This window comes from Geodermatophilus sp. SYSU D00700, from assembly GCF_054050255.1.
The window spans coordinates 1-19,818 of record NZ_JBJGZA010000004.1; the positions used below are offsets into that span (position 1 = coordinate 1).

General features: G+C 75.9%; 21 protein-coding genes. 8 read left to right on the top strand and 13 right to left on the bottom strand.

The annotated features are described in order from the left end of the window. Nucleotides 1–93: 93 nt before the first annotated feature. Complete coding sequence (locus ACI79V_RS04490; RefSeq protein ID WP_456887205.1) at nt 94–1,065, bottom strand: 4-hydroxy-3-methylbut-2-enyl diphosphate reductase; 972 nt, start codon at nt 1,063–1,065, stop codon at nt 94–96. A 145-nt stretch (nt 1,066–1,210) separates the two neighbouring features. Here ACI79V_RS04490 and ACI79V_RS04495 point away from each other — a divergent pair, with 145 nt between their 5' ends. From ACI79V_RS04495 to ACI79V_RS04505, 3 genes are all read left to right on the top strand, one after another. Beyond that, a complete protein-coding gene (locus tag ACI79V_RS04495; RefSeq protein WP_456887207.1) occupies nt 1,211–2,623 on the top strand; it encodes a hypothetical protein in 1,413 nt (470 codons plus the stop codon). Nucleotides 2,624–2,719: 96 nt separating this feature from the next. Continuing rightward, nucleotides 2,720–3,940, top strand: a complete 1,221-nt coding sequence (gene xseA, locus ACI79V_RS04500; RefSeq protein WP_456887209.1) for an exodeoxyribonuclease VII large subunit — start codon at nt 2,720–2,722, stop codon at nt 3,938–3,940. Further along, nucleotides 3,937–4,155 (top strand): exodeoxyribonuclease VII small subunit, encoded by a 219-nt coding sequence (locus tag ACI79V_RS04505; protein ID WP_456876626.1) that lies wholly within the window; start codon nt 3,937–3,939, stop codon nt 4,153–4,155. The genes xseA and ACI79V_RS04505 overlap by 4 nt, the downstream gene beginning before the upstream one ends. 3 nt (nt 4,156–4,158) lie before the next feature. Here the strand turns inward: ACI79V_RS04505 and ACI79V_RS04510 are convergent, their stop codons facing one another. Next, nucleotides 4,159–4,782 carry a DUF4245 domain-containing protein gene (locus tag ACI79V_RS04510; RefSeq protein WP_456887211.1) on the bottom strand — a complete coding sequence of 208 codons (624 nt, stop codon included), beginning with the start codon at nt 4,780–4,782 and terminating at the stop codon, nt 4,159–4,161. A gap of 133 nt (nt 4,783–4,915) precedes the next feature. Here ACI79V_RS04510 and glpX point away from each other — a divergent pair, with 133 nt between their 5' ends. Continuing rightward, nucleotides 4,916–5,980 (top strand): class II fructose-bisphosphatase, encoded by a 1,065-nt coding sequence (gene glpX / locus ACI79V_RS04515; protein WP_456887213.1) that lies wholly within the window; start codon nt 4,916–4,918, stop codon nt 5,978–5,980. Between the two features lie 53 nt (nt 5,981–6,033). Here the strand turns inward: glpX and ACI79V_RS04520 are convergent, their stop codons facing one another. Together ACI79V_RS04520 and ACI79V_RS04525 are read right to left on the bottom strand one after the other, a co-directional pair. Further along, nucleotides 6,034–7,122: a hypothetical protein gene (locus tag ACI79V_RS04520; protein ID WP_456887215.1), complete on the bottom strand. Its 1,089-nt coding sequence runs from the start codon at nt 7,120–7,122 to the stop codon at nt 6,034–6,036. Nucleotides 7,123–7,261: 139 nt separating this feature from the next. Next, on the bottom strand, nt 7,262–7,807 hold the full coding sequence (locus ACI79V_RS04525; protein WP_456887217.1) for a hypothetical protein: 546 nt from the start codon (nt 7,805–7,807) through the stop codon (nt 7,262–7,264). A 205-nt stretch (nt 7,808–8,012) separates the two neighbouring features. Here ACI79V_RS04525 and ACI79V_RS04530 point away from each other — a divergent pair, with 205 nt between their 5' ends. The 4 genes from ACI79V_RS04530 to ACI79V_RS04545 all read left to right on the top strand — a co-directional run bounded on the left by ACI79V_RS04530 (nt 8,013) and on the right by ACI79V_RS04545 (nt 13,060). After that, nucleotides 8,013–9,407 carry a class II fumarate hydratase gene (locus tag ACI79V_RS04530; RefSeq protein WP_456887220.1) on the top strand — a complete coding sequence of 465 codons (1,395 nt, stop codon included), beginning with the start codon at nt 8,013–8,015 and terminating at the stop codon, nt 9,405–9,407. Nucleotides 9,408–9,500: 93 nt separating this feature from the next. Continuing rightward, nucleotides 9,501–10,817: a citrate synthase gene (locus ACI79V_RS04535; protein WP_456887222.1), complete on the top strand. Its 1,317-nt coding sequence runs from the start codon at nt 9,501–9,503 to the stop codon at nt 10,815–10,817. Nucleotides 10,818–10,828: 11 nt separating this feature from the next. After that, nucleotides 10,829–11,020 carry a hypothetical protein gene (locus ACI79V_RS04540; protein WP_456876633.1) on the top strand — a complete coding sequence of 64 codons (192 nt, stop codon included), beginning with the start codon at nt 10,829–10,831 and terminating at the stop codon, nt 11,018–11,020. Nucleotides 11,021–11,179: 159 nt separating this feature from the next. Further along, nucleotides 11,180–13,060 (top strand): NlpC/P60 family protein, encoded by a 1,881-nt coding sequence (locus ACI79V_RS04545; RefSeq protein WP_456887223.1) that lies wholly within the window; start codon nt 11,180–11,182, stop codon nt 13,058–13,060. A gap of 93 nt (nt 13,061–13,153) precedes the next feature. Here ACI79V_RS04545 and ACI79V_RS04550 read toward each other — a convergent pair whose 3' ends face one another. The 9 genes from ACI79V_RS04550 to ACI79V_RS04590 form a co-directional block, all read right to left on the bottom strand. Continuing rightward, on the bottom strand, nt 13,154–13,918 hold the full coding sequence (locus ACI79V_RS04550; protein ID WP_456887225.1) for a hypothetical protein: 765 nt from the start codon (nt 13,916–13,918) through the stop codon (nt 13,154–13,156). Continuing rightward, nucleotides 13,915–14,256 (bottom strand): hypothetical protein, encoded by a 342-nt coding sequence (locus ACI79V_RS04555; RefSeq protein WP_456887227.1) that lies wholly within the window; start codon nt 14,254–14,256, stop codon nt 13,915–13,917. The genes ACI79V_RS04550 and ACI79V_RS04555 overlap by 4 nt, the downstream gene beginning before the upstream one ends. Nucleotides 14,257–14,404: 148 nt before the next feature. Further along, nucleotides 14,405–15,499 carry a flagellar biosynthesis protein FliA gene (locus ACI79V_RS04560; RefSeq protein ID WP_456887229.1) on the bottom strand — a complete coding sequence of 365 codons (1,095 nt, stop codon included), beginning with the start codon at nt 15,497–15,499 and terminating at the stop codon, nt 14,405–14,407. 38 nt (nt 15,500–15,537) lie between these two features. Further along, complete coding sequence (locus ACI79V_RS04565) at nt 15,538–15,960, bottom strand: hypothetical protein (protein ID WP_456887231.1); 423 nt, start codon at nt 15,958–15,960, stop codon at nt 15,538–15,540. A gap of 194 nt (nt 15,961–16,154) precedes the next feature. Further along, the gene (gene csrA, locus ACI79V_RS04570; protein ID WP_456887233.1) at nt 16,155–16,472 is read right to left on the bottom strand and encodes a carbon storage regulator CsrA; all 318 of its coding nucleotides are present in this window, start codon (nt 16,470–16,472) and stop codon (nt 16,155–16,157) included. Nucleotides 16,473–16,544: 72 nt separating this feature from the next. Next, the gene (fliW, locus tag ACI79V_RS04575) at nt 16,545–16,949 is read right to left on the bottom strand and encodes a flagellar assembly protein FliW (protein WP_456887235.1); all 405 of its coding nucleotides are present in this window, start codon (nt 16,947–16,949) and stop codon (nt 16,545–16,547) included. Then, nucleotides 16,946–17,851 (bottom strand): flagellar hook-associated protein FlgL, encoded by a 906-nt coding sequence (gene flgL, locus ACI79V_RS04580; RefSeq protein ID WP_456887237.1) that lies wholly within the window; start codon nt 17,849–17,851, stop codon nt 16,946–16,948. Before flgL ends, fliW begins: the two co-directional genes overlap by 4 nt. Then, nucleotides 17,848–19,266 (bottom strand): flagellar hook-associated protein FlgK, encoded by a 1,419-nt coding sequence (gene flgK, locus ACI79V_RS04585; RefSeq protein WP_456887239.1) that lies wholly within the window; start codon nt 19,264–19,266, stop codon nt 17,848–17,850. Before flgK ends, flgL begins: the two co-directional genes overlap by 4 nt. Further along, nucleotides 19,263–19,757 (bottom strand): flagellar protein FlgN, encoded by a 495-nt coding sequence (locus ACI79V_RS04590; RefSeq protein ID WP_456876643.1) that lies wholly within the window; start codon nt 19,755–19,757, stop codon nt 19,263–19,265. The genes flgK and ACI79V_RS04590 overlap by 4 nt, the downstream gene beginning before the upstream one ends. Nucleotides 19,758–19,818: the final 61 nt, after the last annotated feature.

The following is a 19,818-nucleotide window of genomic DNA, read 5'->3' on the forward strand; positions in this document are numbered from 1 at the left end:
GCGCAGCCGCACCCCCCCCCCCCCCCCCCCCCCCCCCCCCCCCCCCCCCCCCCCCCCCCCCCCCCGCCCCCCCCCCCCCCCCTACTCGTTCGTTCAGCGGGTGGGGCGGGCGGACTCGCCGCGCCGGGGCCGCAGCTCGTGCGGCAGCGCGAACACCAGCCGCTCCTCGGCGGCCTTGACCGTCTCGACGTCGGGGTAGCCGCGCTGGGCCAGCCAGTCGAGGACCTCGCCGACCAGCACCTCGGGCACCGACGCGCCGCTGGTGACGCCGACCGTGGACACGCCCTCGAGCCACGCCGGGTCGATCTCGCTGGCGTAGTCGACCAGGTGCGCGGCGCGGGCGCCGGCCTCCAGCGCCACCTCGACCAGGCGCACCGAGTTCGACGAGTTGGTGGAGCCGACGACGACCACCAGGTCGCAGGCAGGCGCCATCTGCTTGACCGCCTGCTGCCGGTTCTGCGTGGCGTAGCAGATGTCGTCGCTGGGCGGGGACTGCAGTCCCGGGAAGCGGGTCCGGAGCTGGTCGACCGTGGCGAGCGTCTCGTCGACCGAGAGGGTCGTCTGCGACAGCCACACGACCCTCTCCGGGTCGCGCACCTGCACGTCGGCCACGTCGTCGGGACCGTCGACGAGCTGGATGTGCGACGGGGCCTCGCCCGAGGTGCCCTCGACCTCCTCGTGGCCGCGGTGGCCGATCAGCAGGATGTCGTAGTCGTCGCGGGCGAAGCGCTTGGCCTCCTGGTGCACCTTGGTCACCAGCGGGCAGGTGGCGTCGATGGTGCGCAGCTGCCGGGCGGCGGCCTCCTCGTGGACGGCCGGGGAGACGCCGTGGGCGCTGAAGACGACGACCGAGCCCTCGGGCACCTCGTCGGTCTCGTCGACGAAGACCGCGCCGCGCCGCTCGAGCGTGGCCACCACGTGCTTGTTGTGGACGATCTGCTTGCGGACGTACACCGGGGCGCCGTGGATCTCCAGCGCCCGCTCGACGGCCACCACCGCCCGGTCGACACCGGCGCAGTAGCCCCGGGGATCGGCCAGCAGGACCCGTCCGCGCTGATCAGCCATGCCCCGATGGTATGCGGCTCCCGGCCGCCGCCCCGGCTCCCGCGGGGACCGCGGACGAGACCCCGGACACGCCCACCCGCCCGACCGGGTGGCAGCGGCCGGGGCCGTGGTGCCGACGCCGACCGGCTGGGGCAGGCTGGGGCGCATGTCCCGTGAGATCCCCGAGCCCGTCCGCGCCACCGTGGGGCTGGCCGCCACCGTCATCGACGACGTCCGCAGCCTCCCCCGGACGCTGCCGGGCCTGCCGGTGCGCCTCGTCGGCATCGCGCTGCAGGCGGCGATGAAGCTGCAGCAGCAGTGGTCGGGACTGGTGGCCCGCGGGGACGAGGTGCTCACCGGGCTGCGCGGCGAGCGGGAGCCGGGCCTGGCCACCTTCGACGACGACGAGGACGAGCAGCCGGCCGGCACCGGGCTGGTCGCGCAGCCGATCGACGTGCTGCGCGACTCCGCCTTCGACCGCGCCCCCGACGTCGACACCGTCGGGGACGGCATCTCCGACGACGAGGTCGCGACCCTCCCCGGCGACCCGGCCGCCGACGCCGTCGTGGCCGCCGTCGAGGACACCGCCGCCGCCCTGGCCGAGCCCGACTCGGTCACCGAGCTCACCGAGGTCGACGTGATGGAGGTCGACGTCGACACCGACGCGGCCGGCCTGGTCGACGACGAGCTCGCCGGCCTGCCGCAGGACCCGTCCCCGGCCGCCGTGGTCGCCGCGGTCGAGGACGTCACCGACCAGGTCCTGGGTGCCGAGGAGGCCGAGGCGGCGCTCGGCGCCGCCGACTCCGCGCTCACCGCCGAGGACGCGCTGGAGAGCGCGCTGCTCGAGGCCGAGGGCACCGGCGCGGCGCCGGCCACCGACGACGCACCGGCGGCCAGCGACCCGGGCGGCTCCCCGGTGGGCGAGCTGGCCGGCGCGCCCGACGTGGGCAGCGACGACACGGCGACGCCCGACGCGGCCGACTCCGGCACCGCGGACACCGACATCGGGCTGGCCGACTCCGCCCCCGACGCCGGCCGGGACACCGACGGGGCCGCCGAGGTCGACGTCGTCACCCCCGACGGCCAGGTCACCACGGTCGAGGGCACGGTGACCGACGAGGGCGTCGTCGCGCCCGAGGCCGGTCCCGGCGAGGACTCCGGTGCCGCCACCGAGGACACCGCCGTCGACGAGGGCGGCACCCCGGTCGCGGCCGCCACCGGCGTGCGCACCGACGTCGGCGAGACCGGCACCGCCGAGGAGGACGCGGCCCGCGCCGAGGGTGCCGCGGTCGACGCCGTGGGCGGCGAGTCCGACGCCCCCACCGACGACGCCCAGGGCGGCAGCGACGTCTCGGGGTCGCAGGCGGCCGGGACCGCGCCGGTCGAGGGATACGACTCCTTCACCATCGCCCAGCTGCGCGGGCGGCTGCGCGGCTACCAGCTCGCCACCGTGCAGGACCTGCTCGCCTACGAGGAGGCCACCCGCAACCGGTCGCAGTTCGTCACGATGCTGCGCAACCGGCTGGAGAAGCTGGAGCAGCAGGCGGTCGACGCCAGCCCGCTCCAGCCCCGCGGCTGACGAAGGACCCCCTGCCCCCACGCCTCGCCGGCTCGGCGCGGGACCCTGCAGGGTGGCCGTCCCAGCGCGTCACCAGCGCCTGGCACAGTCGCGGGCATGACCGCCCCCTCCACGCCCGAGGCGCCCTGGCCGGTCCGCACGGTGGCCCGCAAGGTCGCCGAGTGGATCGGCCGGCTCGGTGAGGTGTGGGTCGAGGGGCAGGTCGCCCAGCTGTCCCGGCGCGGTGCGGCCACGGTCTTCCTGACCCTGCGCGACCCCGCCGCCGACCTGTCGGTGCCGGTCACCTGCGCCCGCGACGTCGCCGACCGGCCCGGACTCGAACTCACCGAGGGCGCCCGCGTCGTCGTGCGGGCCCGGCCCGACTACTACATCGCCCGCGGCTCGTTCTCCCTCCGCGCCACCGAGATCCGCGCCGTCGGCCTGGGCGAGCTGCTGGCCCGCATCGAGCGGATCCGCCGGCTGCTGGCCGCCGAGGGCCTGTTCGACGCCGCCCGCAAGCGCCCGCTGCCCTTCGCGCCCGCCGTCGTCGGCCTGGTCACCGGCAAGGACTCCGCGGCCGAGCGCGACGTGCTGGTCACCGCCCGGCGGCGCTGGCCGGCGGTGCGCTTCGCCGTGCACCACAGCCTGGTGCAGGGGGTGAACGCCGCGGCGTCGGTGATCGACGGGCTGCAGCGGCTCGACCGCGACCCGGAGGTGGAGGTCATCGTCCTCGCCCGCGGCGGCGGGTCGGTCGAGGACCTGCTGCCCTTCTCCGACGAGGGCCTCGTCCGCGCCATCGCCGCCTGCCGCACCCCGGTGGTCACCGCCGTCGGCCACGAGACCGACACCACGCTGGTCGACCACGTCGCCGACGTCCGCGCGGCCACCCCCACCGACGCCGCCCACCGGGTGGTCCCCGAGATCGGCGAGCAGCGGCGGCTGGTCGACGGCCTGCGCGCCCGCGCCCGGCACCTGCTCACCGTCCGGATCGAGCAGTCCGAGCGGTGGCTCGACAGCGTCCGCAGCCGGCCGGTGCTGACCGATCCCGAGCGGCTGCTGCACGGCCGGGCCGACGACGTCGCCGCGCTGCGCGACCGGGCCCGCCGCACGCTCACCCACCGGGTCGAGACCGCCGAGCGCGACCTCGAGCACGCCCGGGCCCGGGTCGCCGCCCTCTCGCCGCAGGCGACGCTGCAGCGCGGCTACGCGCTGGTGCAGCGGGCCGACGGTGCGCTGGTCCGCGACCCCGGCGAGGTGGCCGACGGCGAGCGGCTGGCGGTGCGGGTCGCGGGTGGGCGGCTGGCCGTCCGGGTCGACGGGCAGGATGGGGAGCCGTGAGCGAGCCGACGACCGAGCAGCCGACGCAGACCTACGAGCAGGCCCGCGAGGAGCTTGCCGACGTGGTGCGCCGGCTGGAGGCCGGTGGGCTCACCCTCGAGGAGTCGCTGGCGCTGTGGGAGCGCGGGGAGCAGCTGGCCGAGCTGTGCCGGCACTGGCTCGACCGCGCCCGCGAGCGGCTGGCCGCCGCGAGCCCCGGCGACCGGGAGGAGTAGGGCTCAGCGCACCACGACGGGGGCGAGCGAGGCGGCCACGGTCTCCAGCTCCTCGTCGTCGGCCGAGCCGGTGACCAGCGTGGTCACCCCGTCCTCCTCCCGGGACAGCACCGTCTCGCCGCGCGTGCTGGTCGACCGGGTCCAGGTGCGGCCCGCGAGGTCGACGCTGCCGTCCTCCTCGGCGCCGTCGAGCACCGCGGTCAGCCGCTCGGCGCGGGGGTCGTCGGTGGTGAGGAACCCCGCGTACTCGTCCGACGGCGTCACGTAGCCCACCTCGAGGGTCACCGGTGCGCCCTGGCCGGCCTCCCCGGCGTCGGTGCGGGCGCTGGTGGGCCGGTAGCCGTCGGGCAGCCCGGTCGGCGCCTCCACGGTGTAGCCCGCGCGGGACGCGGCCAGCTGCACCGAGCTGCTGGGGTCGATCGGTCGGACCGGGTCCACCTCGCCCTGCCGGAAGGCGACCCAGCCCACGACGAGCAGGCAGATGACCACCAGCGGCAGCAGCGACCGGACCATGTTCGCCGCGCTCATCCGGTTGGCCCGCTCGACGGCGGACGGCGCCGGCGGCGGCTGCTCCGGCGCGGACTGCTCCTCGGGGGCCTGTCGGCCCGACGGCCCGGTGGTGGTCATGCCCCTAGGATCGCAGCACCGATCCACACCCCCGCTGCCCTGCACCCCGGCGCACCCGCCCGCCCGACCGGCACCGGGGCCGGGTCGCCGGGACGGTGGGGCACCCGGCAACGACGCCGACGTTGGAGGTCCCGTGATCCTTCCCGTACCCGACGGCCCCGTGCCCCCGGCCCCCCGCCCGAGCACCTTCCGCACCGACCGCCCGGCGCCCGACCGGAACCTGGCCCTCGAGCTGGTCCGGGTCACCGAGGCCGCCGCGATGGCCGCCGGCCGCTGGGTGGGGCGCGGGGACAAGAACGGCGGCGACGGCGCGGCGGTCGACGCGATGCGCGCGCTCATCGGCACCGTGACCATGCGCGGCGTCGTCGTGATCGGCGAGGGCGAGAAGGACGAGGCGCCCATGCTCTACAACGGCGAGCAGGTCGGCGACGGCTACGGGCCCGAGTGCGACGTCGCCGTCGACCCCATCGACGGCACCACGCTGATGGCCAAGGGCATGCCCAACGCCATCGCGGTCATGGCGGTGGCCGACCGGGGCGCCATGTACGACCCGTCGGCCGTCTTCTACATGGAGAAGATCGCCACCGGTCCGGCCGCTGCCGACGCCGTCGACATCACCGCCCCGGTCGCGGAGAACGTCCGCCGGGTCGCGAGGGCCAAGCACAGCTCGGTCGCCGACGTCACCGTGTGCATCCTCGACCGGCCGCGCCACGAGCAGCTCGTGCACGAGGTCCGTGAGGCCGGCGCCCGGATCAAGTTCATCTCCGACGGCGACGTCGCCGGCGCCATCGCCGCGGCCCGGGAGGGCACCGGCGTCGACATGCTCATGGGCATCGGCGGCACGCCCGAGGGGATCATCGCCGCCTGCGCGCTCAAGTGCATGGGCGGCACGCTGCAGGGCCGGCTGTGGCCCAAGGACGACGAGGAGCGGCAGAAGGCGGTCGACGCCGGTCACGACCTCGACCGGGTGCTGCAGATCGACGACCTGGTGCGCGGCGACGTCTTCTTCGTGGCCACCGGCATCACCGACGGCGAGCTGCTCCGCGGCGTGCAGTACCGGGCGGGGGGCTGCACCACGCAGTCGCTGGTGATGCGCTCCCGCTCGGGCACCATCCGCTCCATCGACAGCCTGCACTCGCTGGAGAAGCTGCGCGCCTACTCGGCGGTGCCCTTCGACCGCTCCTCCGAGGAGGAGTGAGCACGGGCCCGGCACCCCGAGGGGTGCCGGGCCCGTGCCCGCCGGACGGTGGTTCAGCCCAGCCGGTCCTCGCAGGTGCCGAGGTCCTCGTAGGGAAGGCGGCCTGCGCAGGTGCCGGCGTACTGCTCGTAGGGCGAGCCCGACGGCGTGTCGCGCCACAGCTGGTCGCACGCCGTCCAGTCACCGGCGAAGCAGCCCTCGGCCAGCGGCTGGAACGTCGGGTCGTCGCCCAGGCCGGTCGGCGCGGTGGGGTCGGCCGGCGTCGTGCCGCCGGTCCCCCCGCCGTCGCCGAGGCGGGCCTGGCAGGTGCCGCCGCCCTCGTACTCGACCCGGCCGGCGCAGGTGCCGGCGTAGTCCTCGTAGGGCGAGTCGACGGGGGTCACGCGCCACAGTTCGTCGCAGGTGGCGAGGTCCCCGTCGAAGCACGACTGGGCCAGCGGCTGGAAGGTCGGGTCGTCGCCCAGGCCGGTGGGCGGCGCCGGCGCCGCGGGCGACCCGCCGCCGCCCGGGGACGACGGGGCCGACGGGCTGGAGGACGACGGGCTCGAGGAGCGGGACGACGAGGTCGCCGACGAGCTCGCCGAGGACGACGGGGACGACGACCTCGTGGCGCTGGTCGTGGTGGCCGGGTCGGCGACGGTCGAGCCCCCGTCGTCGCGGAGGAGGAAGAACAGCAGGGCGCCGACGCCGACGAGCACGAGCACCCCGACGACGCCCAGCACGACCGCGAGGTTCTTGCTCTTCTGCTGCGGGGGCGGGCCGCCGTAGCCGGGCTGCTGGCCGTACGGCTGCCCGTACTGCTGGGCGTACTGCTGGCCGTAGGGCTGGTTCGGGTCGTACCCCGGCTGCTGCCCGTACTGCTGGCCGTACTGCTGCCCGTAGGGCTGGTTCGGGTCGTACCCCGGCTGCTGCCCGTACTGCTGCCCGTACTGCTGGTTCGGGTCGGGCTGGGCGAAGGGTGCGGTCGGGTCGCGCTGCTCCCCGCCGGGCTGGCCGTACTGACCGGGCTGGAACTGGGTGGTGGGCGGGGCGGGCTGACCGAGCTGCTGCGTCGGGTCGTCGGACTGCCCCCACCCCTGCTGCCCGGGCTGCTGGCCCGAGGGGTCGTTGCCGCCCTGGGGCGGGTACGGCGGCTGGGACATGGCGGGAGCTCCTCGGGTCAGGTCACTGGCGCAGGTCAGGCTAGGTCCGGCGGGGAGGGGGGAGAAGCACGTTCGGGTCACGGGACGGCGGCGCGACGGCTCCTCCGTCCCAGGGCCCACGGCAGCCGCGGGCGGCGCCTCAGTCGAGGTCGGTGCAGTACGGAACCGCCCAGGCCTTGACCCGCCCGCCGCAGGAGAGGCCGTACTCCTCGTACTCCGACAGCGGCGGGGACTCGACGTACAGGTCGTCGCAGGACTGCAGGTCGCCCTCGAAGCACTGCTGGGCGTAGCCGTCGAGCACCGGGTCGGGCCCGAGCTCCCCGGGCGGCACGGGGGCGGACTGCTCGACCTCGCCGAGGCCGCCGCCGGCGGCGAGGGGGTCGGCGAAGCCGCCGGAGAGCCCCTCCGACACCGATTCGCCCACGGCCTCCCCGGCCTCCCGGCCGGCGTCCAGCACCGCACCGCGGACCAGCACCCCGCCGACGACGGCGGCCAGGACCAGGCCGAGCACCAGCCCGGCGGCGACGAGCGCGGCGCCGCCCAGACCGGACCGGGCCGGCGGCGGTGGCACGGGAGGCGCCGGAGCCGGGGACGGCGGCTGCCCGGCGGCCGGGTCCCACGTCCCCCAGGGCGTCCAGCCCCCCACGGGGACCGAGCCGGGTGCGGGGTCGTGCGGGTGGGTCACGGGGCCTCCTGGGACCGGGGTGTCCGGCGCACGCTAGGTCCGCGCCCGGCCCCGTCCCGGTTCCCACCCCGGGCCTGCTCCAACTGCTTCACCGGCGGCCCCCTCGCAGGGGCCCGCCGCGAGCATGCGAGCGGCGGGGGGCGAGGGGGTCCTCTTAGGGTCACGCGTGCAGCACCGATCCCACCGACACCACACGGGAGCCAGCGTGGCCACCGAGCAGGACCACCGCATCGAGCGCGACTCCATGGGGGAGGTCCGCGTCCCCGCCTGGGCCAAGTGGCGGGCCCAGACCCAGCGCGCCGTCGAGAACTTCCCCGTCTCCGGCACGCCCATCGAGCGCGAGCTGATCGCCGCCCTGGCCGCCATCAAGGGCGCCGCGGCGCGGGTCAACGCCGATCTCGGCGTCCTCGACGGCGGCGTCGCCTCCGCCATCGCCGACGCCGCCGCCGAGGTGGCCGCCGGGAGGTGGGACGAGCACTTCCCCATCGACGTCTTCCAGACCGGCTCCGGGACGTCGAGCAACATGAACACCAACGAGGTCATCGCGACGCTGGCCACCGAGGCCACGGGCACGTCGGTGCACCCCAACGACCACGTCAACGCGTCGCAGTCGTCCAACGACGTCTTCCCCTCGGCCATCCACGTGGCCGCCACCCGCGCGATCGTGCGCGACCTGGTCCCGGCGCTGCGGCACCTGGAGGCCTCGCTGTCGCGCAAGGCCACCGAGTTCGCCGAGGTGGTCAAGAGCGGCCGCACCCACCTCATGGACGCCACCCCGGTCACCCTGGGCCAGGAGTTCGGCGGGTACGCCGCGGCGATCCGGTACGGCGTCGAGCGGCTGGAGGCCTCGCTGCCGCGCATCGGCGAGCTGCCGCTGGGCGGCACCGCCGTCGGCACCGGGATCAACACCCCGCCCGGCTTCGCCGCCGCGATCATCGACACGCTCGCCGCGGAGCTGGACCTGCCGCTCCGCGAGGCGCGCGACCACTTCGAGGCGCAGAGCTCGCGCGACGGCCTGGTCGAGGCCTCCGGCCAGCTGAAGACGATCGCCGTCGGCCTGGTCAAGATCGCCAACGACCTGCGCTGGATGGGCTCGGGCCCGCGCACCGGCCTCGGCGAGATCCAGCTGCCGGACCTGCAGCCGGGCAGCTCGATCATGCCCGGCAAGGTCAACCCGGTGATCCCGGAGGCGGTCATCCAGGTGGCCGCCCAGGTGATCGGCAACGACGCCGCGGTCACCTACGCCGGCACCACCGGCGTCTTCGAGCTGAACGTGACGCTGCCGCTCATGGCGCGCAACGTGCTGGAGTCGATCCGGCTGCTGGCCAACGTCAGCCGGATCCTCGCCGACCGCTGCGTCGACGGGATCGTCGCGAACGTCGAGCAGTGCCGGACCTACGCCGAGTCCTCGCCGTCGATCGTGACCCCGCTGAACCGGTACATCGGCTACGAGGAGGCGGCCAAGGTCGCCAAGCAGTCGCTGGCCGAGCGCAAGACCATCCGCCAGGTGGTGCTCGAGCGCGGCTACGTCGACCAGGGCAAGCTCACCGAGGCCCAGCTCGACGAGGCCCTCGACGTCCTCTCGATGACCCACCCCTGAGGTCCCGCGGGGTGGGCCGGGACCGCCGGTCCACCCCGCGGCAGGACCGTCCGTGTCGTCTGACGGGCCCGACGCCAGTAGCGTCGGACCACCATGACCGAGACAGCCACCGCCGCCGCTGACAGCACGCCCGAGGTATCTCTCCGGCACCCGGGAGGTGAGCTGCCCATGCGCGTGGTGCCCGCGACGGAGGGGTCCGACGGGCTCGACGTCTCCAAGCTGCTGGCGACCACCGGGCAGGTCGCCCTCGACATCGGCTTCGTCAACACCGCCGCGTGCACCTCGGCGATCACCTACATCGACGGCGACGCCGGGATCCTGCGCTACCGCGGGTACCCGATCGACCAGCTCGCCGGGAAGGCGAGCTTCCTCGAGGTCACCTACCTGCTGATCTTCGGCGAGCTGCCCACGGCCGACCAGCTGGCCGAGTTCGACGCCCGGCTGCGCCGGCACACGCTGCTGCACGAGGACCTCAAGCAGTTCTTCCAGGGCTTCCCGCGCGACGCGCACCCCATGCCGGTGCTGTCCTCGGCGGTCAGCGCGCTGTCGACCTTCTACCAGGACTCGCTGGACCCCTTCGACCCGCGCCACGTGGAGATCTCCACGATCCGGCTGCTGGCCAAGCTCCCGACGATCGCCGCCTACGCGTACAAGAAGTCGGTCGGCCAGCCGTTCCTCTACCCGGACAACTCCCTCGGCCTGGTCGAGAACTTCCTGCGCATGACCTTCGGCTTCCCCGCCGAGCCCTACGAGGTCGACCCCGACCTGGCCGCGGCGCTGGACATGCTGTTCGTGCTGCACGCCGACCACGAGCAGAACTGCTCGACGTCGACGGTGCGGCTGGTCGGCTCCTCGCACGCCAACCTCTTCGCCTCGGTGTCGGCCGGCATCAACGCGCTGTTCGGCCCGCTGCACGGCGGGGCCAACCAGTCTGTGCTGGAGATGCTGGAGTCCATCCAGCGCGAGGGCGGCGACATCCCGGCGTTCGTCGAGCGGGTGAAGAAGAAGGAGCCCGGGGTCAAGCTCATGGGGTTCGGCCACCGGGTCTACAAGAACTACGACCCGCGCGCGGCGATCGTGAAGCGCACCGCCGACACCGTGCTCGACAAGCTCGGCGGGGACAACCAGCTGCTCGACCTGGCCCGCCAGCTCGAGGAGATCGCGCTGTCCGACGACTACTTCATCGAGCGCAAGCTCTATCCCAACGTCGACTTCTACACCGGGCTGATCTACCGGGCGATGGGCTTCCCGACGCGGATGTTCACCGTGCTGTTCGCCCTCGGCCGGCTGCCCGGCTGGATCGCGCAGTGGCGGGAGATGATCGAGGACCCGTCCACGAAGATCGGCCGGCCGCGGCAGGTGTACACCGGCGAGACCGAGCGGCCCTTCGTCCCGCTCGCCGAGCGCTGACGACGGCGTCGATGGGCAGCGAGCCGGCCGAGGACGTCCTGGTCCTCCCCCCGATCCCCCTGGCGACCGGCCGGCTCCTGCGCGACGACGACCGGGCGCTGGTGATCACCGCTGTCGAGCTGGTCGTCTCCACCGCGGACGGGGGCGAGCACCGCATCGCCCTCGTCCCGCGTCACGGCGCCTGGTGGCCCCCCGACCGCTGACCCCCGGGCACCTCCGCGGAAGTGCCCGGCGCCCCTCCCCCGGAGGGGTGAGACCGGCTCCCGCGTCCCTCCTCCGGGTCCCCCGGACGGTCGATCTGACGGCGAGCGCTCCGCACCGGAGCGCGGCCAGCCGACCGCGACCGTCCGGGGGACCCCGCCGTGCCTGCACCACGCACGCCCGCTCCCCGCCGTCCGCTCACCGCCCGCGAGGCCGAGGCGCTGCGCGCCCTGCTCGCCGCCCGCGCCGCCGCCGGCGGTGCCGGGTCCCCGCGCCCGGCTCACCGCCCGCCCGCGCGGTCGCGCAAGCCCGCCCGCCGCACAAGGCAGGCACCCGCCCGGCGCCGGGCCGCCGCTCGCCCACACCCGCGGAGCCCCTGGCGCACCCGGCTGCTCGTCGTCGGCCTGGCCACCCTGCTGGTGCCGGTGCTGACCGTGCTGCTGGCTCCCACCACGTCCGCCCCCGGCGCGGCGACCGTCGCCGGCGACCCGGCCGGCCTGGCGCTGGCCGCGCGGAGCACGCTGCTGCAGGACGCCGACGCCTACCGCCGCGTGCAGGCCGAGGTCAGCACGCGGCAGGCCGAGCTCGCCGCCGCCGTCGCCGACGAGCAGGCCGCCCGCACCGCCCTCGCCGCGGAGCAGGCCACCGTCGGCGCCGCCGCGGCCGACCTCTACCGGACGCCGGCCACCGGGCGGATGCCGGTGCTCGCGCTGGACGCCGGCACGCCCGGCACCACCTCCGACGTCCTGTACCGGCAGGCGCTGGCCGACCGCGCCGCCGGGGAACGCGAGACCGCCGTCGTCCGGGCCCAGCGCGCCGCGGCCGCCGCCGAGGCCGCAGCGGACCGGGTGGCCGCGGCACGGGCCGCCGTCGACACCGCGACCGCGCAGGCCCGCACGCTGCTGGCCGGGGTCCGGGAGAGCGCCGGCGGCCTCGGGCTCGACGTCGCCGCGCAGCTGGCCGCGCTCGGCACCGTGCCCGCCGCCGGCGCGGAGCAGCAGCGCAACGCCGCGGCGCTGCAGCGCTGGCAGGGGTACCTCGCCGAGCTCGCCTCGGCCGGGATCGAGCCGCCACCGGCGGCCGACCTGGCCGATCCGGGCCGGCTGCCCGAGGGTCTCTCCCCCGCGCTGGACGCCGCGGGCCAGGCCGTGCCCGGCGTGGCGTGGGCGGTCGCCGGCAACCGGCCGGTGACGGTGCTGCCCGCCGAGACGGTGACCGCGGTCAGCAGCGCGCTCGCGCAGGCCGGCCGCCCCTACGCCGCCGGCGCCACCGGACCCGACAGCTTCGACTGCGGCGGGCTCACCGCCGCGTCGTGGCTGCTGGCCGGGTACGACCTGCCGGTCACCGCGGCCGGGCAGTGGTCGGCCGCCGCGGTCGTGCCCGCCACCCAGCTGCAGGTCGGCGACCTGGTCGTCTCCGACGGCGGCTCGGACGTCGGGGTCTACGTGGGCGACGGCGAGGTGCTCGGCGCCTCCGCCGCCACCTACCGGGTCGGCGTCCGGTCGATGCCCGGGGACGCCCGCGCGGTGCGGGTCACCCTGCCGGCCCCGGCGCAGCCGAATGCCCCGCTGCCGGTGACCGCGTCGGGCCGGGGTGCTTGCGGCGCGCCCCCGCCGCCGGCCGGGCCGGTGAGCCCCGCGTGGGGCGGCTGGGGCAACGGCCGGATCCCCGCCGACGCGCTGTGCCCGGTCGCCCGCGGCCACGCGCTGCGCTGCGACGCCGCGGCCGGCTACACCGCTCTGGCGGTGGCGTACGAGGCGGCGTTCGGCAGCCCGCTGTGCATCACCGACTCCTACCGGTCGATCGCCGCGCAGGTCGACGCGTTCCGCCGCAAGCCCACCCTGGCCGCGGTGCCGGGCACGTCGAACCACGGCTGGGCGCTGGCGGTGGACCTGTGCGGCGGCGTCCACGTCGCCGGCACGCCGCAGTGGAGGTGGATGACCGAGCACGCGGGCCGGTTCGGCTTCGTCAACCCCGCCTGGGCCCGACCCGGCGGCGAGAAGCCCGAGCCGTGGCACTGGGAGTTCGGCGACCTGCTCTGAGGTGTCCCCACGGGCCGAGATCCCGTGATCTCGACGTGCGGAGGGCGCTGGAGCGTCGAGATCACGGGATCTCGACGGGGCGGGCGGGTCCTCCTACAGCCAGCGCAGGGTGGGGAGGCCGGCCCAGGGCAGGCGCACGCAGGCCTCCCCCGTCAGGCCGGCCAGGCGGTCGGCCACCCCGGGCACGGCACAGGCCAGCGGCCGCATCGGCGTGACCACGACGTGCGGGTCGCGCAGGGTCAGCCCCGCGTCGGCGATCCGCCCCAGCAGCCGGTCGGGGACGGCCAGCGCCGCGGTGGCCAGCATCGGCGCGCCGGGGTGCGACCACAGCGCCACCGGGCCCTCGACCCGCAGCACGCCGCCGGCGTCCGCGGCCCGGGCGGTGGCGCCGCTGCGGGTGCGGTCGACCACCGCGGCGTCGGCCCGGTCCGACGGCGTCCAGGCGACCGTGCGCTCCCCGCGGCGGACGACGACCCGCCAGCCGACGGCGGACCGCCCCGCGTCGGTCCAGTCGAGGACGGCGACCCCGGCGCGGGCCGCGGCGGCGTCGCTGACCGGGCGCCCGGCCACGACGGCGGTCAGCGCGGCGGCGACGGCGTCGGCGGTCGGCGGCACGCCGGCGTCGGTCATGTCCTCGGCGAGGTCGCGCAGCGGCAGCCGGGTACGGCGCTCGTCCTCGGCGAGGACCAGCACCGGACCGCGGGCGGGATCGGTGAGGACGGCGGCGCGCAGGCCCCCGGTGGCCACCGCCGGGAGCACCGCGGCCGCGGCGGCGCGGACGTCGTCGACGCCGACCGCCGCCGGCCGCAGCCGCGACAGCAGGCCGGCCGCCGCGCGCGGCGAGCGCTGGGGCATCACGGGCGGCGCCCGGACAGGGCGGTGCGCAACGGGGCCGGCAGCGCGGGCAGCCCGAGCACGCTGTCGAGCTCGGCGGCCGAGAGGCGGACCGGCAGGACGTCGTCGGACCAGCCGGTCACGCGGCGGACGCGGGCGGCGGGGGCGGGCCAGACGGCGTCGCGGGCGGCCGCCACGTGCAGCTCGGTGAGCACGTCGGCGAGGTGGACGGCGGTGACCGGGTGCACGCCCGGGGCGGCGAGGCCGGCCCGGACCGCGGTGGCCAGGGCCTCGCGGTCGGCCTCCGACAGCCAGTGCGGCAGCAGGACGACGGCGGGATCGCCCGCGGGCAGCACGCTCACCGCACACCTCCCCCCGTCGGTGCCTCCAGTCCCGGTCCCCCGGCGGCGGCGCTGCGGCGGGGACTCGCGGTCACGTCCTCGGTATCGGCAGGCCGGAGCCGCGATGGACCCGTCGGTAACGGACTCGTTCCGGCCGTTTACTCCCCCGTCACTCGGACAGCTCGGTCAACCGGTCCTTGAGCGCCCGCTCGACGCGGTCGGCGTGCACGTTCATGTTGCGGACCGAGGTGCCCAGGTCGGCCGACACCTGCGTCTTGGTCTGCCCGCCCCAGGTGGTCAGGTACCAGGTGGCCCAGCCCAGCACGTTGGGCTGGGCGGCCCGCTGGCCGCGGGCGGCGGTCGGGTCGGGCGCGCAGGCGGCGGTCAGCGCGTGCGACAGCAGCGTCTGCTCGGCCTCGTCCATGATCTGGTCGGGCGCCTCGGTGGAGTCGGGCACCAGCACCTCGGCCGCGTCCGGGCCGCCGTCGAGGGACTGCAGGTTGCGCAGCCCGTTGAGGGTGGCGACGGTCTGCGAGTTGCGGCGCAGCGTCGCGACGCTCTGGCCCATGTAGTCGGCGAGCTCGCGCTCGGTGGGCCGCCTCTGGTGCTCGGCCTGGAAGGCGGCCAGCGCCTTCTGCTGGCGGTTCTCCGTGTCGGCCGCCGTCCGGCCGTGGGCGCTGCGGCCCAGGTCGTGCACCCACTTGGACAGCTGGGTGGCGAGGAAGGCCCCGAACGGGACGCCCTTGGTCTCGTCGTACTGGCCGACGGCCTTGAGGATCCACTCGGCCACCTGCTGGTGCAGGTCGTCGGGGTCGGGCACGTGCAGGCGCAGCGTGCTCGAGTTGCGCTGCAGCCGCTTGAAGCTGACCGGGTGGTAGTGCCGGCACAGGTCCTCGAGGAAGGCCTTCGGCAGGTCCCGCGGCGCGCGGCGGCGGACGCCGGCCTCCGCGCGCAGGCCCACCGTGGCGCAGCCGCGGCCGGCGCACCAGGCGCGGATCCAGTCGGCGAGGACCTGCCCCTGGCCACACGGGCCGTCGACCCGGTAGAGCCCCTCGCCCTCGTCGTGGCTGACCGTGACGCCCGTGGGCAGGTCGGCGCGGAACTCGGCGAGCGGCAGGTCCCGGTCGACGCGGAAGTGCACCCGGTCCCGGGCGGTGATCGGGACCGCGGCGAAGCCCTCGGCCTCGGGGATGCCGCCGAAGACGAGCGGCGCGCGGCTGCCGGCGTCGACGGCCGGGTCGGCGGTCGGGGGGCTGGAGGTCACCGGTGCTCCTGGTCGATCACGGGGGAGGCGACGGCGCCTCAGGCGGGGACGGGCACGACCGGGGACTCCACGGCGCCGACGGCGACGTCGACACCGGAGCCCAGCAGCGCCTCGGCCGCGGCGCGCTCACCGGCGGCCGGCTCGGTGGCGTAGACCGGCATGTGGTCGTAGAGGACCGTGAACAGGTCGCTGACGAAGGCGTAGGCGGCCTGCGCCTGCGGCGAGAAGCGGGCGATGCCGGCGCGCGGGCCGAGCTCGACGCCGACGGTCACGCGGACGACGCGCTCGTCCTTGCCCAGCCCGGTGACCGAGAAGGCGACCGAGGGGTGCACGGCGGCCAGCGCGGCCAGCTCGGCCAGGCAGCGCCGGGTGGACCCGCGCCGCGGCCGCAGCTGGACGTGGACGACGACGGTCTCGTCGGCCTGCTGGGTCGCTGCCATCACGCTGTGCTGCATCTCCATCGCCCCCTGTGTCGTGCTCGGGGGCAACTCTGTCGCATGAGCGGACAGTGATGGGCACACAACTCGCCGTGCCCTCTGCAATCTGCGAGCCGACCTTCGTCAGGTCTTGCCCGTGCGGAGGAGCCGGCCGATCCGGCGGGCCCGCGCTCCGGCAGGAGTTGCCGAGGTGCGGGCCCGCCGTCCGTGCGAGTCGCTCAGCGGCTGCGGACCTCCGGTGGGGCGGGGCGCACGGGCCGGCCCGCGGCGGGGCCGGTCGGCGGCGCGGCGGGCGGCGTGGCGGGGCCGCCGGCGGGCGCGAAGGCGGCGAGGGCGCCGAGCGTGTCGGCGGTGACCTGGGCGGCGAGCAGGTTGGCCTCGGCGATCTGCCGGTAGACCTCCTCGCGGTGGATGGTCACCTCGCGGGGGGCCGTGAAGCCGAGCCGGACGGTGCCGCCGCGCACCTCGACGACGTGCACTTCGATGTCGTCGCCGATGCGGATGGTCTCGCCGACGCTGCGGGTCAGTGTGAGCACGGGTACCCCTCCATGGGTGTGTGGTGGCCGTCCTGGCACGGGCCCCGTCCCGACGATCGGGGCCCTCCTCTCCTATCGGCGCAGGGGACGCCGGATCGGATGACGGCCGTCGGGCAGCACCACCTGGGTGGCCCGCCAGTTCGCCGGGTTGAGCACGACCGGGGCCCGCAGGTTCGCCGTCGCAGCCGCGACCCCCTCGGCCGGCACGGTGACCAGGCAGAGCAGCTGGGCGTCGGCGGCGTCGGCGAGGTCGAGGTCGACGAGCACCTGGCGCGGCAGGGACGGGGCGTAGTCCGGGAAGTACCGGGCCGGGGGGATGGCCAGGAACCGCGGACCGTCGGCGTCCATCGACTGCAACCAGAAGAGCAGGCCGTCCCCGTCGGCCGTGACGAGCACGTAGTCACGGAAGTCGGGGAACCCGGGCAGCGGCGACACCATGCCGAGCAGCGGCAGGGTGACCACGGGGGCGAGGGTCACCGCAGGAAGTCCACGAGCGAGGGCTGGACCACCTGGGCGGTGGCCCGCAGGGCGGCCTGGTACCCGGTCTGCTGGAACTGCAGCTGCATGATCGTCTTCGGCAGGTCGACGTCCTCGACGTTGGCCAGGGCCTTCGACAGGGCCAGCGACCGGTCGGCGTTGACCTGTGCCGCGTTGTCCACGCGCGCGGCGCGGGCGCCCACGGTCGACGCCGCGGTGAGCAGCCGGTCGGTGGCGGCGTCGAGGGCGGCGAGGTCGTCCTGCACCGAGAGCCCGGCCGCCACGTCGGCGGCGATCCGGCCGACGACGGTGAACAGGTCGTCCCCCGGGGGGCCGAAGGCCTCCGGGCCGGTCACGTCGATGCGGACCTGCTCGTCGTTGGAGATCCGCCGCCGGATGGGGACGACGCCGGTGCCGTCGGCACTGCCGACGCCGACCCAGGTGCCGTCGGCCCGGTAGGCCTTCGTCCCGCTGGTGATGCCGCCGAAGACCGGCCGGCCGTCGACGTTCTCGTTGGCCAGGCCGAGCAGGCCGTCGCGCAGCGCCGAGACCTCGGCGGCGATCGCGGCCCGGCCGGCCGGGGTCAGGCTGCCGTCGTTGGCGGCCTGCACGGTGAGGTCCCGCACGCGGCGCACCTGCGCGACCATCGAGGTCAGCGCGGTGTCGGTGGTCTCCATCCAGCTCTGGGCGTCGGAGATGTTGCGCGCCTGCTGGGTGGTGGCGGCCTGGTCCTTGCGGATCTGCATGGACCGGTTGACGGCGGTCGGCGAGTCCGACGGCTTGCTGACGACCTTGCCCGAGGTGAGCTGCTCCTGGAGCTTGCCCAGCTCGGCCAGGTTGCGGTTGAGGCCCTGCAGGGCGGTCGTCGCGACGGCCCGCTGCGTGATGCGCACCCCCGTCACCGGCCCACGGTGCCGGTGCGGTTGATGAGGGTGTCCAGCGCCTGGTCGATGGCGCTCACCATGCGGGCGGCGGCGCTGTAGGCGTGCTGGAACGACAGCATGTTCGTCATCTCCTCGTCCAGGTTGACCCCGGACACCGACTCGCGGGCGGCGTCGACCTGGGCGGCGACGACCGACTGGACCTCGACCTTGCGGGTGGCGACCGAGGCCTGGACGCCGAGCTCGACGACGAGCCTGCGGTAGGTGGCGTCCACCCCGTCGGTGGCCAGGCTGAGCTGGAAGAAGGCGTCGGCGTTGTCGCCGTCGGCCGAGGGGGCGTTGCCGGCGTCGGCGGGCCTGGTGCGCGCGGCGGCGACCTGCTGCGGGGTCAGCGACCGCAGGGTGAGGTTGGCGGCGGTGACCGTGGTGCCGCCCGCGCCGTCGTCGAACAGCGGCTGACCGGGGTTGCCGTCGTTGTCGTAGCCGGCGGTGTGCGCGGTGTTGAAGGTCGTGGCGACCGACCGGGCGAACGCGTCGAGCTCCGCGCGGTAGGCCGGCACCGTCGCCGTCAGGGCGGTGAGCTGGCCGGCGGCCGTGCCGCCGGGCCGCAGCGTCGTCCCGCCGGGAGCGGTGACCAGGCGCGGCGCGTCGGTGCCGACGCCGTCCGGGTTGTCGGCACCGGCCAGCCGGACGGCGGTGCTGGTGCTGCCCGCGACCAGGCTGGTGCCGCCGACGGTCACGTCGACGACGCCGTCGGCCCGGGGCACGCCGGTGGCGCCGATGCTCGTCGCCAGCTGCAGGACCAGCGCGTCGCGCCGGTCGGAGAGCTCGTTGACCGGCAGGCCCGACAGGGTCGCCTGCCGGATGGCGCCGTTGAGCTCGGCGACCGAGGCCGCCGCGGTGTTGACGTCGGCCACCAGGGCCTGCACGCCGTCGCGGGTCTGGTCCCACTGCTGGTCCACCGCCGCCCGGGTGGTGCGGATGCCGTCGGCGAGCACGTCGAGGCGCTCGAGCACCGCACTGCGCGCGGCCTCGGTGCGCGGGCTGTCGGACAGCTCGGAGAACGCGCTCCAGACGTCGGACAGCATGGCCTGGATGCCGTTGTCGCCCGGCTCGCGGAAGGCGTCCTCCACCTGCGAGAGGGCCTCGCTCTCCGCGGCCAGCCGCGAGCCGGCCGAGGTCTCCAGCTGCGCGCGGGCCTCGAGCAGGGCGTCGCGGACGCGCCGGACCTTCTCGGCGTCGACGCCGCCGTCGACGGCGGTGCTGACCGAGTGGATCGCCGGGACGGCGGTGCCGCCCATGGCGGCGAGGTCCACGCGCTGGCGCGAGTAGCCGGCGGTGTTGACGTTGGCGATGTTCTGACCGGTGACGTCGAGGCCGCGCTGGGCGGCCCACAACGCCGTCGAGGCCGTGTTCAGGCCGGAGAAGGAGCTCACAGGGCACCGTCCAGGGTCACCGCGCGGGAGGAGCCGGCCTCGGAGCGGCCGGTGGCGCCGTAGGTGCCGGCGGAGGGCTGGCGGACCGACAGCAGCGCGTCGCCGATCGCGGACAGGCCACCCTCGATGAGCTCGCGGTTGGCGTCGGAGAGGCTGCGCAGGTCGGTGACCAGGACCAGCAGCGCCTCGTGGTGCCGGGCCAGCAGGTCGTTCCACGGCGCCGGCGCGGCCTCGGCGAGCTGGCGCAGCGACGGGTTGACCCCGGTGCCCAGCCGGACGGCGATCGCCTCGGTGGCCGCGGCGCGCTCCACCTCGAGGGTCCGCAGCTGGTCGAGCACGACCTCGATCTCGTGGGCGATGCGCGCCAGCCAGCGCGTCTTGCCCGACAGGATCAGGTACTGCTTCTCCTCCGCCTTGAACAGCAGCAGGTCGAGCAGCTCCTGCTCGCGCCACAGCAGCGTCGACAGGTGCTGGTAGTCCACGTCCGCCACCGCCTCCCTCGTCTCCCGGCGGGGGTCCCCGCCGTCCGCGCCATGCGCTCAGACGGTCGGC

Coding starts and splice junctions, on each gene's coding strand:
- xseA (WP_456887209.1), top strand. CDS start 2,720: ATGACCGCCCCCTCCACGCCCGAGGCGCCCTGGCCGGTCCGCACGGTG.
- ACI79V_RS04490 (WP_456887205.1), bottom strand. CDS start 1,065: ATGGCTGATCAGCGCGGACGGGTCCTGCTGGCCGATCCCCGGGGCTAC.
- ACI79V_RS04535 (WP_456887222.1), top strand. CDS start 9,501: ATGACCGAGACAGCCACCGCCGCCGCTGACAGCACGCCCGAGGTATCT.
- ACI79V_RS04510 (WP_456887211.1), bottom strand. CDS start 4,782: ATGACCACCACCGGGCCGTCGGGCCGACAGGCCCCCGAGGAGCAGTCC.
- ACI79V_RS04495 (WP_456887207.1), top strand. CDS start 1,211: ATGTCCCGTGAGATCCCCGAGCCCGTCCGCGCCACCGTGGGGCTGGCC.
- ACI79V_RS04565 (WP_456887231.1), bottom strand. CDS start 15,960: ATGGAGATGCAGCACAGCGTGATGGCAGCGACCCAGCAGGCCGACGAG.
- ACI79V_RS04520 (WP_456887215.1), bottom strand. CDS start 7,122: ATGTCCCAGCCGCCGTACCCGCCCCAGGGCGGCAACGACCCCTCGGGC.
- ACI79V_RS04540 (WP_456876633.1), top strand. CDS start 10,829: ATGGGCAGCGAGCCGGCCGAGGACGTCCTGGTCCTCCCCCCGATCCCC.